The sequence below is a fragment of the Cellvibrio zantedeschiae genome, assembly GCF_014652535.1.
GTDB lineage: Bacteria > Pseudomonadota > Gammaproteobacteria > Pseudomonadales > Cellvibrionaceae > Cellvibrio > Cellvibrio zantedeschiae.
Window position 1 is genome coordinate 337,031 of record NZ_BMYZ01000002.1, and the last position, 13,881, is coordinate 350,911.

Annotated in this window: 6 protein-coding genes; 3 read left to right on the forward strand and 3 right to left on the reverse strand. The window is 45.1% G+C overall.

Translation table 11 applies throughout. The features are described from left to right. Positions 1–52 precede the first annotated feature (52 nt). From IE104_RS12235 to IE104_RS12245, 3 genes are all read right to left on the reverse strand, one after another. Positions 53–2,419: a glycoside hydrolase family 2 protein gene (locus IE104_RS12235; protein ID WP_189418955.1), complete on the reverse strand. Its 2,367-nt coding sequence runs from the start codon at positions 2,417–2,419 to the stop codon at positions 53–55. Between the two features lie 108 nt (positions 2,420–2,527). Further along, positions 2,528–3,670 carry a glycoside hydrolase family 53 protein gene (locus IE104_RS12240; protein WP_229837885.1) on the reverse strand — a complete coding sequence of 381 codons (1,143 nt, stop codon included), beginning with the start codon at positions 3,668–3,670 and terminating at the stop codon, positions 2,528–2,530. Positions 3,671–3,776: 106 nt separating this feature from the next. After that, positions 3,777–6,404, reverse strand: a complete 2,628-nt coding sequence (locus tag IE104_RS12245; protein ID WP_189418957.1) for a TonB-dependent receptor — start codon at positions 6,402–6,404, stop codon at positions 3,777–3,779. A gap of 422 nt (positions 6,405–6,826) precedes the next feature. Here IE104_RS12245 and pulA point away from each other — a divergent pair, with 422 nt between their 5' ends. The 3 genes from pulA (at position 6,827) to glnE (ending at position 13,874) form a co-directional block, all read left to right on the forward strand. Next, a complete protein-coding gene (gene pulA, locus IE104_RS12250) occupies positions 6,827–9,550 on the forward strand; it encodes a pullulanase-type alpha-1,6-glucosidase (protein WP_189418959.1) in 2,724 nt (907 codons plus the stop codon). A 468-nt stretch (positions 9,551–10,018) separates the two neighbouring features. Continuing rightward, on the forward strand, positions 10,019–10,783 hold the full coding sequence (locus IE104_RS12255; protein WP_189418961.1) for a ThuA domain-containing protein: 765 nt from the start codon (positions 10,019–10,021) through the stop codon (positions 10,781–10,783). 73 nt (positions 10,784–10,856) lie between these two features. Beyond that, the gene (gene glnE, locus IE104_RS12260; protein WP_189418963.1) at positions 10,857–13,874 is read left to right on the forward strand and encodes a bifunctional [glutamate--ammonia ligase]-adenylyl-L-tyrosine phosphorylase/[glutamate--ammonia-ligase] adenylyltransferase; all 3,018 of its coding nucleotides are present in this window, start codon (positions 10,857–10,859) and stop codon (positions 13,872–13,874) included. Positions 13,875–13,881 lie beyond the last annotated feature (7 nt).

Genomic DNA, 13,881 nt, shown 5'->3' on the forward strand with positions numbered 1-13,881 from the left:
AAAAAGGGCGACCTGAATTTTAAATCAGGTCGCCCTTTTTAATTCGTATAGATTAAAGCGAAGTTTCACCCGCAGCGAGTTCTTTGGCTTCTGCTTTAATTTTGACTCCAGCGATATTGCTACCTACTTCAATCAATGCGCTGGAAACACCGTCGATTGATTTGATCTCTGCAGGACTAACCAGTTTTGCATCACCACTTACGCTGAAAGTTACGGGCACGCCGTTGTCGTGGGTGATATTGCCTGCGGCATCGCGCAATTGTGCACGTACAAACACAACATCTTTGACACCTGCTTGCGGAGCCATACCGTTTGCGTCAATGCTGAGTTTAACTTGAGTTGCTTTGCCTGCAGTCGTCACCTTGTGTTCGATTACCGCCTTTTCCCCGACGTAAGCAATCGCTTTTAATTCACCCGCTCTAAATTCTTTAACTTTGAAAGTAAAAGGTGGATGTTTCAAGTTAGTAGTGTTTTTATTGGCGTCAGGTTTTTGTTTGCCTAGTGATTCGCCATTTAAAAATAACTCTACCTGATCAGCGTTGCTGAATACACGCACATCCAGAGTTGATTTTTCATTCCATTCGCTTGCGATAAATACCATAGGGCCGCTGGCAAATTTGTTTGATTGCTCATCGATATCGCGTTGGCTTTGGTAGAAGTAATAAGAATATTTTGGCAGGCGCTCAATACTCATTACCCCAGAGGATTCCAGATCGGGCGAGTAGCCGCGGTTATAATCAAACATTACCCAGTACCCGTCTGAATAGGCAGGAGTGCTTGCAAGATTATCGTTGTGCGCCTCTTGAATGTTTGCAGCTTGTTGCAATAAACGTTTTTCGCCATCACCCAATAATTGGCGGCTGGAACGATCTGCTTGCAGTAAATTTGCCCACGCCGTTTGGTTCAAGCCAGCATTCATTGCATAGTATTCCCAATCGCCATACTCACTTACGTTGTAAGGTTTGGTTGGCGTTTTGTAGTGTTCCAAACGGTGTTGACGCGCTTGCAAATAAATATCGTAACCATATTCTTGCCAACCCGCTGAATAAACATTTTTACCTGGATACTCCTCATGAATAATTTTGGTGAGTGAATCAATAAAGGGTTCGGTCATCCAAGATTCGTTTAATGAACATTCCCACGCAAGTACAGAAGCATGGTTGCGGTCGCGGCGAATTAAATCGCGGCAAGTTTGTTGAACTTGTGCCTGGAATGCAGCGTCTTCAGAAAAATATTGCCAACCTAATACAGAATCCAACAACACCAAACCTAATTCGTCCGCCGCTGCCATAAAGGCTGGCGAATGTGGGTAGTGCGACAGGCGCACATAATCAAAACCGGCAGATTTAATTAACACTGCGTCGCGGTAATCCGCTGCATCGGAGGTTGCGTAGCCAACGTAAGGATATTCCTGATGGCGATTCACGCCGCGCAAGAAAGTTTTTTTACCGTTAATCAATAATTGATGATCTGTGGTGAAGGTAAATTCGCGAATACCAATGCGAGTTTCCTTTTTCTCCACCAGATTTTTTCCATCAAATACTTGAGTGACCAAATTATAAAGGTTGGGGCTTTGTGGCGACCAAAGCTTAGGTGTGGTTACCGATAATTGATGTTCCAGATTCGCATCGGTTTTGGTGGCAATTTTTAAGGGTTCATTTTTAACTTCTGTGACTAATTTGTCACCATCAAATAGTTGCTGGCTAATGTAGACAGTTTTCTCCGCCGCACTGCTGTTAACGACATTGGTTTTTACATTAATGCTGGCTTTTCCTTCGGTGACTTCCGGATAAGTTACAAAAATTCCGCCACCGGCTACTTTGTCTGCAGCGACAGCATCGCTGATATACACATCATTTTTAACAATCAAATGCACATTGCGATACAAGCCGCCGTAAGTATTAAAGTCCAAATCTTTTAAGGGTTTTGGGCCTGTTATCGGATTATCGCGGTTATCCAAATGCACAACCAATTCGTTGGGTGTATCAAACTTTAATTCAGTGGTTAGATCTACAGTAAGCGGTAAATAACCACCAAGGTGACTGGCGATTTTTTTGCCGTTTAAAAATACTTCGGCGGCATTCATGGCGGCATCGAAGCGAATAAAAACAGGTTTGTTTTTCCAGCTTGCATCGGCGGTGATGGTTTTCTTATACCAGGCGTCGCCTTGCCATTGATTAGTCACTACTAAGGATTCAACCTCAGTTGTATGGGGTAGTTGAACTTTTTCCCAACCCGTCAAAGCGCTACCGCTTGCGAGGTCGGCTGCAGTATCAGATTTTGCGAATTGCCAATCGCTGTTAAAAAGCGTTTCACTTGCAAGTGGTGGAGCTTTTTCTTCGTGGCTGCAGGCGCTGATTAAACTGGCAAGCGCTATGACCAAGCCGATTTTTAAAAATTGTGGTGATGGTGTTTTCATAATTATTTCTCACGGGTAGAAATTTATTTGTACTGTGTTTTTAAACTTAAGCGGGAGTCGTCATCCTCGCGTAGCGGGGATCAGCTTTTGCCTTTTAATTTGGTTTATTTAATTCTTCGCTTCCCTAAAAAAATTAAACGCAGGCAAGGTAGTGTTGCGTCTGCCAGCATCAAAAAACGCGCCGTTTTCCCAATGCGAGCCTTGGCCCCATTGGGTTTTGCATTTAGTAGAAATCCACGCCGGTTCCCAATAAATTAAACCTATACCGCCACCGGCTTTAATACTTTTACTGAGTGCGAGCAAATAATCCAGTTGGCCATTAGGTGTTGCCGGGTAGTCTGGCAATACGGCATCTTTCCACATGACGTTGTCGGCTTTATCAAAGTTTTGCATGGTCCAGGGGTAGCCTGTTTCAACGACCATTACTGGTTTGCCTTGTTTTTGAGTTAATTCGCGAATGGCATCGCCAACACCGGGATTGCCTTCAGTCGCAGTAACTTTAAATTTAGACCATTGTGGATAGTAGGAAAGGCCGATTACATCAAAATCAGTAATGCCGTGTTTTGTTGCTTCCGGAAACCACCACAAACCATTTTCCGGTTGGGCGATGTGTAACACTATGGCAATTTTCTTTTGATTTTTTTGGCTGAAATCGCGTACTGCTTTTATGCCGCTATTAAGCAGAGCCGCATTGCGCTCCCAATTTAAATGTTCGCCCGTGGTTTTATCTTTGGGTTGCATGATTTCAACATTGGTTTCGTTGCCCACTTGCACCATGTTAGGCGTTAAACCTTGGGCCTCCAATTTTTGCAAAGTGTCTTGCGTGTAATCGTAAAGCGCTTTGGCGAGTTCCGGTGTGGTGGCAATATCTTTCCATGCATCGGGAATTTCCTGGCGCTGTGGGTCGGTCCAGGTATCGGAATAATGGAAGTCGAGTAACACGCGCATATTGAAGGCTTTAGCGCGTTTAATGGTTTTGGCTACATCGTCAAGATTAGAGTATTTCGTCCAGGTCGCGTTGTGCCACAAGCGCACACGAACAATATCGGTACCGTAGCTGGCGAAAATTTCAAAAGGATCTTTTTGTTTTCCTCGATCAGAATAAGTGCCGCCGCAATCTTCCATTTCGTTCACGTAAGATAAATCTGCACCGGTAAAAAATGGTGCTGGCTTTGTTATTTCTTGCGCAAAACAAATGACAGAGAACGCACTCGTCATAGTAATTAAAAGAGGGCAGAGATATTTTTTCATGGAGATTCCTGCATAATATTTTTTTAAATAGATTTCGAGTCCTTTAAAAAACTGCGGCTACCTGAGTAGCCGCACAAGGGATCAATCACTTCATGCAGTACAACAATTACAACTTCCAGGTAAAGTCTAACAAGTAGCTACGACCGTAATCGTCAAAACGTTTCAGGTTTGCTGGTTGATTATTTTGCGATAAACGCATTGGCTCATTGGTTAAGTTGTACGCCTGGAAGCGCACGTTCCAATGCTCGTTAATATCGTAAGCAAGGCTTAAGCCCAAGCTTAATTCCGAGTCCATTGTCGTTAAGTCATAGCTATCCCATGTGAACGCACTGGTATAAGCGGAGTGATATTTCCAACCAATACGTGCATCCACACCGTAGTTGCTGTACCACAAATCAAGAGTTGCCGTGTCGCGTGCTAAACCAGCCATCGGCAGCGGATTATCGCTAGGCGCAAATTCGTGAATGTTAGATTCAGCAAATGCATAGTTGGAGTAAATACCAAAGCCTTCAACAGGTAAGAAAGTAAATGGCATTTGGAAAGTTAATTCTGCACCGCGAACATAGCCACCTTTGCCATTTACCGGGCCGTAGATATCAAAAGTACCTTGCTGACCGGTGAAGCTTCCAACAGTCGCGTTGCCAATGTAGTTTTCAATATCTTTGTAGTAAACGCTGAGTGCAGCCAAAGATTCAGGTGCGAAATACCATTCGTAAGAAACGTCAACTTGATCTGACGTAAATGGTTTTAACAATGGGTTGCCTGCACCACCCGAACTGCCGGTGTTGATTGCGCTGATGTATTGACCCGCACGCATTTCATCAAGTGGCGGACGAGATATTGCGCGCGAAACACCAAAACGCAATTTTTGTTGATCATCCAGGCTGAGGTTCAAGCCAGCGCTTGGCAATGCTTTGGAGAAATCGTTATCAACATGCGCACCATTTAACGCGTAACTTTCGGTGCTGATTTTTACCTGGCGTACACCAACATTAGCGTCGTATTCGAAGCCTGCGAGTTCGCCTTCAAAATCCAGCTTCACGTATCCCGCATTGTTTTTCTCTTCAACTTTCCAGTAACGGCCTTCGTTGACAGCGGCAGCACCGTAATTAACGCCGCCGTAAATAAGTTGTGCTGTTTCTTTGTAAGAGGGCGCGTTTAAAAATGGAATTGTGTCAAATGCATCCAGGGTGTATGAGCTTAAGAAGCCCGCCGGGAATTTTACAGCGGTGCCGTTATCGGCAGCATCAGTTCTGGTCATTGCAAAGTCAGTCCAGATCACTTCTTTCTCTCGGTCAGCTGTGCGCACGCCAAACGTGAGGCTGCGCAAATCACCTGCGTCTAAATCGCGCTTGAAATCAAACTGCGCACTTAACAAATCATCTTCCAGGTCTGAACCTTCGTTCACGTTGGAAATCCAGTTGTATGAGGCTTTTTCTGGCGTTAAAAGCGCTGAGCCAGCTGGTGCTGAAATTGAAGGCGTGCCACGTAAATCGTAGCTCCAGGTTTCAGCATATTGGTCGAGGTAAATTGCGTTCCAATAGTTTTCGCGTTTTGCGGTTGATGAAGAAATATCTGCATCAATTTTCCAGTTGTCGATACCGGTGTAACTGAATTTCAAGCCTTGGGTAATACCGCTATTTTCTTGTGAGTAACCTGCAAGTACGTGACGAATTTGTCCTTCCCAACCGTTAATGGTTGCTGCAACAGCTTGCTTGTTAACAAGCACAACATTGCTTAGTAAGTTATCGGGGCGACCATCTTTATTGGTGTCTTCAATGCCCCAACCGCCCCACGGGCCTGGGTTGAGTCCAATGTCTTGACCCCAGGTTTGGTTTTGCTCTTCACTCATTGCAAAACTGGTGTAAAGGAAATCGTATTTAACATTGAGTGTATCGCTAGGCGCCCACTCCATTACCGCCATTACGCCTTCGCGATCTTGCTCGAGTTTTTTAACTTCAGCGGCAACGCCCCAAGGGGTGCTACCAATTGCGCCCTTGCCATCCAGATTCCAATCGCCGCTGCTAAAACCCCAGCCTTGCAATGAACCGTAGGCATTTTTTTGTTTTTGCTTGGATGCGCCAATCGCTACTGCAAACTCGTCGCTGAACTTGTGAACCAACGCCGCACTGAAACGGTTGCCGAGTGGATCGTAATCAGGAATATCTTTGCCCGCTTCGTTTTGTTGTACGCCTGCGCGAATGGTTGCTTCAGGGCCGTTGTACGAAAGTGGGGAAATCGTTTTTAAATTGATTGAGCCTGCGATACCACCTTCAATCAAATCTGCAGATTGGGTTTTATAAACTTCAGCAGCGGATACCAATTCAGAAGGATACTGCTCATAGCGAATGGCACGACCTGGCTCCGGGCTTGCAACTTCGCGGCCGTTTACTGTGCCGAATACCATGCGTGGGCCAAGGCCGCGAATGGCTGCCTGGCTTTCGTTACCACGGTCACGTGAACCGTTTACGCCAGGGAGGCGAACTAAGGCTTCTGCGATAGTTACTGCAGGTGTTGCGTTGATGTCATCCATCGACAAGGCTTCCATCACCTTGTCGCTGCTTTGTTTCACTTCGATTGCTTTTTCCAGGGCGGCACGCATACCGGTAATAACGATTTCTTCCGCCTCTGGCGTTGCGGCCGGTGTAGTTTGGGCGCTTGCTACACCGCTAATGCTTAATGCAAACAGCAAGCTTGCTTTAGATATGTATGTTGTTGGGAGTTTATAGTTCATGTTGGTGTAATTCCTCTCTGGTCTAAATACGTTGTTTTTATTTGTAAATATGCATATATATCATATTTATATTCTTATATTTGCAACAATGTAATCTTTTGTCAAGAGTTAGCCTCAGGTTATCTACGCAATAATCCGTTGATAAATATGGTCTTTTGGACTTTATGGCGTCTTAATTTTGATTGCCATTTATCTTGATTATTACTTTAACAAAGGCGCTCTAAGACGAACTAATGTCTTTTAATTCAACGGTTTATAAATCCGGAATTGCGAGTTCCCGAAGCTGTATTCAATTGGATGAACAGTGTGGCGTTGTGTGTTTAATGACCAAATTTCTTTGCAATCGAATTCATTGAATTGCAGGTTTAGTTGAGGTGGTTCAAGCGGTAAGGTGAGCGCATAAAAATAGCTGGAGCCTTAGTATGAAAAATCTTTTTTGGATACTTGCGCTATCTCTTCTCAATATTTTTGCCGTAGCAGCTGAGGCAAGCGCGGTTAGAAATTCTGGCGCTCATTGGGTGAGTCAAAATAGTCTGGTTTTCTTCAAGCAACCGACGGCTGTGCGATTTGAGCTGGAACTGGGTCTTGCGGATAAATCTAAAAAGCCAATCCGTTTAAATCCGAACGGCACATTTAAAGGTGACCAATTTCCGCATCTCAAAGACTTATCTGTAGCAACTATTAATCTATCTGCAGATGTTATGAAAGATCTGCTTAAAAACGAGTTAGTGTTAAATCAGTACAGCGACCAGGGTCTATTGTTGGCGGCCTCTGAAGTTCAAACAGCGGGCATCATCGACGAGCTCTATACCGCAGGTACAAATGATGCTGATGAGATTACTGATTTTGGCGCAAGTGTTTTAGCCGATGCAGTGCAATTTAAAGTTTGGGCACCCACTGCAAAAAAAGTGAAGGTTTTATTATTCGACGCAAATAAAAAGCCGCTTACGCCTGCTGTGCTTGCGATGCAAGAAGATCGCTCCACTGGAACCTGGGTCGCTAAAGGCGGTAAAGACTTGGCGTTTGCTTATTACCAATTTGAAGTGACCGTTTATCACCCTGCGAGCAAAAAAATGGAAGTGTTGGTGGTAAGTGATCCTTATTCACATAGTTTGTCTGCCGATGGTTTTTATTCGCAAGTAATCGATTTAAACGATGCCAAAACCCAACCTGAAGCTTGGTCGAGCCAAGCGCGTCCGCGTGTGGATGCACCTGAAGATAATATTTTGTACGAAGTCCACATCCGCGATTTTAGCGCAAGTGATAAGAGTATTAAGAATCCAGATGTTCGCGGAAAGTATGCGGCTTTTTTGGAAAAAGATAGCGATGGAATAAAGCATTTAACCGAGCTGCGTGCCGCGGGTTTAAATGTAATCCATTTAATGCCGGCCTTTGATTTCGGCACAGTAAATTCAGATCCGGAAAAAACGATTTCATTGGATGATAAGTTGGAAAAAGTTTGCCGCATAAATCCAAAAAATCCTGCTTGTACAAAAAATTTTAATCCTGAACAAAGATTGCGAGATTTATTAACGGGTTTGAATCCACGTACTGGTGATGCCCAAGCCATTATCGAATCCCTGCGTACGCAAGATAATTACAATTGGGGTTACGATCCATTTCATTACACTGTTCCGCAATCGTCTTACGCAATTAACCCAGAGGGTGCTGCGCGTGTTGTTGAGTTTCGCGCGATGGTAAGGCAGCTGCATGATATGGGTTTTAAAGTCATTATGGATGTGGTGTACAACCACACCTATGCTGCTGGCCTGCATGAGAAATCTGTGCTCGATAAAATTGTGCCCAATTATTACCATCGTTTAAATCCCGTCACCGGTGCTATTGAGCAATCGACTTGTTGTGACAATACTGCAACAGAACATGTGATGATGGCAAAGCTAATGACGGATTCTTTAGCGGTGTGGGCACGTGATTATCGTATTGACGGTTTCCGTTTTGATTTAATGGGGCATCAACCGAAAAATCTTATGTTAAAAGTGCGCGATGCCGTGCGTAAGATTGACCCTAATACTTATTTCTACGGTGAGGGCTGGAATTTTGGTGAGGTCGCCAATAACAAACGCTTTGTGCAATCCACGCAAATGGAATTGGGCGGAACTGAAATTGGAACCTATACCGATAGACTGCGCGACGCTGTGCGCGGTGGTTCAAGTATGGATAGCGGAAAAAATTTGCGCGTTAACCAAGGCATCGGCAATGGTTTGTTTGTCGTTCCCAATGACATGCAAGCTGCAGATAACAACAAAACCAAATATTTAAATTACATTGACCAAATTCAAGTTGGCCTTGCGGGTAACCTGGCGCAATTTCCGTTAAAGGATACGAGCGGTAAAGAGGTAGTGGGTAGCGGTGTGGATTACAACGGCAGTCCCGCCGGTTACGCAAAAGATCCCGCTGATACGATTAATTACGTATCCAAACACGATAATCAAACCCTGTGGGACAACAACCAATACCGCATAGCTTACAGTGTTTCGAGTGCTGATCGTGTGCGTATGCAAGCGCTGTCGTTAGCTTATCCGTTGCTAGCACAAGGTATTCCTTTCTTACACATGGGTTGTGAATTTTTGCGTTCGAAATCTTTCTTGCGCGATAGTTACGATTACGGTGATTGGTTTAATGCGGTAGATTTTTCCAAACAATCCAATAATTACGATGTCGGCTTGCCACCAGAAGTAAAAGATAAAGATAACTGGCCGATTATTTCCGATGTTTTGCAAAAATCGGAAGGCCGAGATCATGTAACTTCTGCGCATATATCCCTAAGCAATGCCATGTTTTTGGATTTTATTAAAATCCGTAGCAGTTCACCGTTGTTTAGATTGCGCACGGCGGATGAGATTATCAAACGCGTGAGTTTCCCTAATGCGGGAGCAAATCATCAAGCAGGTTTGGTGGTGATGAAAATTGATAATAGTGATTTGGTGATTGATCCTAACATAAAAGAAATTATGGTGGTCTTTAATAACGGCACGACCCCGCAAACTTTTGCTTATGCTGGTGCTAAGCAATTTAAGTTGCATCCTGTGCAGGCTAAAGGTGCGGATGTATTAGTAAAAACCAGTCGCGCTAATTCAAAAGGGTTCGTCGTTCCTAAATTTACGGTGGCGGTATTTGTAAAGTAGTTTGTTAGTGTTTTAACTCTAACTGCAGTTGGTTCTTCACACTTTATTTCGCCTGCTGGCGAGTTACTTTTCTTTCGGCAATTGCTCCTGCATTGCTCTAACTCCTGCATCCATGCAGTCGTGCTTCGCTGAAAAAGTAACCACAAAATTGCAGGAGCAATTTTGCACAGCGAAGCTGCCCGCAGGGTGAATGCCAAGGATGGCATTCATGAAAAGAAAGTCGACCCGGTTCGTCCCTGTTTCCTGCGCGCTTCAGAAAATAGCCGTCGTTCCGACGCGACATCCATGTCGCGTAGTCACTCAAACGCACTTCCTGTGCGCTTGCCAGCTATTTTCTTCCAGTGCTCGGGGGGCTCGCATGGGATAAGAGCAAAAGCACGGCAACAGCGGCGAGCGATGATAATTTCTTGATCCTCAACCAAAAATAAGTAAAGTTATGACCTCGACTTTCTGACTGGTCATATCACCATGAAATACATTGCAAGTTTTTTACTCGCCTTAATCTCCATCACCAGCATTTCGGTTCATGCCGATAGCCAATTCAAACTACTCGTGCTCGCCATTCCCAACAAATATCACTACGAATATATTCCCGTTGCGCGGGAGAGTTTGGAAAAGCTTTCCAAGTTACATGCTTTTGAATTTACCTGGACCAACCAGCCGCAAGTATTTGAAGGTGATTTAAGTCAATACACCGCAGTTATGTTTTTGAATACGCCGGGCGATGAGCTGAATGAAAACCAACGCAAAAAATTTGAAGAATATATGCGCAATGGTGGCAATGCTGTGGTTGTCCATCGCGCCATTATTACTACCGCAGGTTCCTGGCCTTGGTATGAGCAATTAGTGGGGCGCTCGTTCAAAATTCATCCTATGTTGCAAACCGCTGTAGTAAATACAGTCGACAAAAAATTCCCCGCAAGTTTTGGTATTCCAGAACGTTGGATTTGGAGTGATGAATGGTACGAGTTTACTAATCCACACAACGTAAAAATCAATCCGATTTTAAATGTTGATGAATCCAGTTATGACCCCACCAAAATCTGGCCGGGACAGGTGGCAACTGGAATGGGTAAAAATCATCCAGTGAGTTGGTATCATCAGCATGAGCGTGGGCGGGTTTTTGTGTCAGCACTTGGCCACAATGTTGAAATGTATAAGGACCCGCAATATTTAAATCATTTGCTCGGTGGCATTTATTGGGCGGCCACTGGCAAGGGTGCCCAGCCTTAAGATTGATCTTAAAAATTACGACAGCCTGCGCGGGGCGCGCTAAACTAGAGCTATCTTTTATGAGGTAGCTTTTATGTTTGATCTTGTTGGCGTGCCCGAAGCCCTGCGTCTCTCAGCCAGCCGTTACTGGGAGCAATTTGAACAAAACCGTATCAAGCAAGAATTACCAGCACTTGATAGTGTGTTGGCTAATCGTATTTCCCTCGCTGAATTTAATACACAATTGACTCGCGCTTTTGCAGCCAGTGAGTTTATTGGAAAAACCTGTGCAATCCATCCTTCGTTTTTAATTGAATTGGTGGAGTCTGGCATTCTGTTTGAGCCTTTGGGTGATGAAGCCTTATTGCCGTTTGAAGCTGCTATAGATGCATGCACTAACGACGCAGATTTAGATAAAACCCTGCGCCAGTTCCGTAACAAAGCCATGATTCGCATTATCTGGCGCGATTTAAATCGCTGCGCCAATATGCAAACTATTACCGGCGAATTATCGCGCTTTGCAGATGCTGCGATTCAATTCACCGCCAATTACCACTATCGCCAATTAGAAAAAATGTATGGAATGCCGATTGGTCGCGAGTCTGGCGTTGCGCAACCTTTATTGGTTCTTGGTATGGGTAAGTTGGGCGCGCGCGAATTAAATGTGTCTTCTGATATAGATTTGATTTTTACTTATCCCGAATCGGGTAACACTAATCACGAATCCCGTGTGTTGAGCAATCAGGAATTTTTTACCAAGCTCGGCCAAAAATTAATTAATAGTTTGGATAAAGTCACTGCTGATGGTTTTGTGTTTCGTGTGGATATGCGTTTGCGTCCCCACGGACAAAGTGGAGCGCTGGTATTAAATTTTGCAGGCATGGAAGATTACTACCAAACCCAGGGGCGCGATTGGGAACGCTATGCCATGATTAAAGCGCGCACTGTGGCTGCCGCGCAGGGCACACTTAAAGATGATGATTATGTAAAACGCGAACGCAAATATTTGCGCACTATGCTCCGTCCATTCACCTATCGCCAATATATTGATTTCAGTGCGATTGAATCCCTGCGTGAAATGAAAGGTTTAATTGCTCGCCAAGTTCAACGTAAGGGCATGAATCTGGATGTGAAGCTCGGTGAAGGTGGAATTCGCGAAGTTGAATTTGTTGTGCAGGTTTTCCAATTAATTCGCGGTGGGCGCGACGCGCATTTGCGTAAGCGTCAGGTTATGGTTTTATTACCGATTCTTGAGCAAGAAAATTATTTACCCAAAGGCGCTGGTGCTGCGTTAAGTGAGGCTTACGAATTTTTGCGTAACACCGAGCATGCTATTCAAGGTTACCAAGACCGACAAACACAAGCGCTACCCACAGATGAGCTAGGTCAATTGCGTTTGGCCTGGGCTATGGGCTTTGAAAATTGGGACGCGTTTATTGCGGTGCTCAATAATTATCGTCAGCGTGTTAACCATGAATTTAAAGCGGTAATTGCTGACCCCGAAAATAAAGAAGAAGTAAACTCAACGGCGCTCGATATTTGGCAGGGTATGTGGGATGCGAGCGTTCAATCAGGTGCAATTAGTGTAGAGGATGCACGTGCACTTTTGCATGGCGAGCAACTCGATAACCCGGAAGATTTAATAAAGTTGTTGCACGATTTGCGCGAAAATCGTTCGGTTGTAAATATGCAGGCGAGCAGCCGCAGTCGCCTGGATGATTTTGTTCCGCGTTTGTTATTAATGATTAGCGAACACGCGGAGCAGGGCGAGTTAATGGTTTCGTTTGTAGAAACATTTAAACGCATTGTGCCGCTGGTGGAATCTATAGTGCGCCGCAGTGCTTATTTAGTGTTGCTGATTGAAAACCCTATCGCTTTGCATCAGTTGGTAAAACTCTGTGCGGCGAGCCCGATGATTTCCGAGCAAATCGCGAAATATCCCGCGCTGCTAGATGAACTCCTTACTCCGGTAAATCTTTATTTCACTGCCGATGATGATCACCAGAAAATTAAATCTGATTTGCAGGATGAGCTTCGTCGCGAGGTGTTGCGCCTGGAGTGGGAAGATCTTGAAGGCCACATGGAAGTATTGCGTTACTTCCGCTCCGCTCACAGTTTGCGTGTTGCGGCAGGCGAGGTGAGTGAAACCCTGCCATTGATGAAAGTGAGCGACTATCTCACCTTTATTGCAGAAGCGATTTTGGAGCATGTATTGCGGCTGGCCTGGGAGCATATGGTTGCAAAGCACGGCCGGCCATTGCGTGCTGATGGCACAGCGGAATTGGAACCGAATTTTGTCATAGTCGGTTACGGTAAGTTGGGTGGTATTGAGCTGGGGCACGGTTCTGATTTGGACTTGGTGTTTATCCATAATGCTGATACTACGCTTTCCACCGAGGGGTTGGCTGAAGGCAAGGGCATCATCGATAACCTGACTTTTTATGCGCGTTTAGGGCAACGCATTATCTTTATACTTAATACCCAAACGGCCTCTGGCAAGCTTTACGAAGTGGATATGCGCCTGCGTCCATCGGGTAACTCCGGTATGTTGGTATCAACTTTGGCTGCGTTCGAGCGCTACCAACACAAAGAGGCCTGGACGTGGGAGCATCAAGCACTGGTGCGTGCTCGGGTAGTGGCGGGTTCGGCAGAGCTGGCAACTCAGTTTGATCAGGTGCGTTTGGCAATTTTGCACCAACAAAGGGATTTGCCCAAGTTGCGGCAGGAAGTTCGGGACATGCGCCTGAAAATGCGCGATCAACTGGGCAGTGAAAAGGGGAAGCGTTCCAATATATTTAATTTGAAACAGGATGCCGGTGGTATCGTGGATATTGAATTTATGGTTCAATACGCGGCCTTGGCTTGGGCATATCAGGCGCCCAAGATCGTCCAATACACGGATAACATTCGCATACTTGGATCTTTGGAAGAAGCAGGCCTATTGGATGCCACTTCCGTCGCCCAGCTGATCGCCGCTTACAAAGCCTACCGATCCATCGGGCACCGCCTTGCACTGCAACAACAAGAAGCGGTTTTGGCCGGTGAAAATCTCTTTGATACCGAGCGGGAACAAGTCAGTCATATCTGGCAACAGCTCATTGAAGCTGAATGATGTCTCG

Coding starts and splice junctions, on each gene's coding strand:
- pulA (WP_189418959.1), top strand. CDS start 6,827: ATGAAAAATCTTTTTTGGATACTTGCGCTATCTCTTCTCAATATTTTT.
- IE104_RS12240 (WP_229837885.1), bottom strand. CDS start 3,670: ATGAAAAAATATCTCTGCCCTCTTTTAATTACTATGACGAGTGCGTTC.
- IE104_RS12255 (WP_189418961.1), top strand. CDS start 10,019: ATGAAATACATTGCAAGTTTTTTACTCGCCTTAATCTCCATCACCAGC.
- IE104_RS12235 (WP_189418955.1), bottom strand. CDS start 2,419: ATGAAAACACCATCACCACAATTTTTAAAAATCGGCTTGGTCATAGCG.
- glnE (WP_189418963.1), top strand. CDS start 10,857: ATGTTTGATCTTGTTGGCGTGCCCGAAGCCCTGCGTCTCTCAGCCAGC.
- IE104_RS12245 (WP_189418957.1), bottom strand. CDS start 6,404: ATGAACTATAAACTCCCAACAACATACATATCTAAAGCAAGCTTGCTG.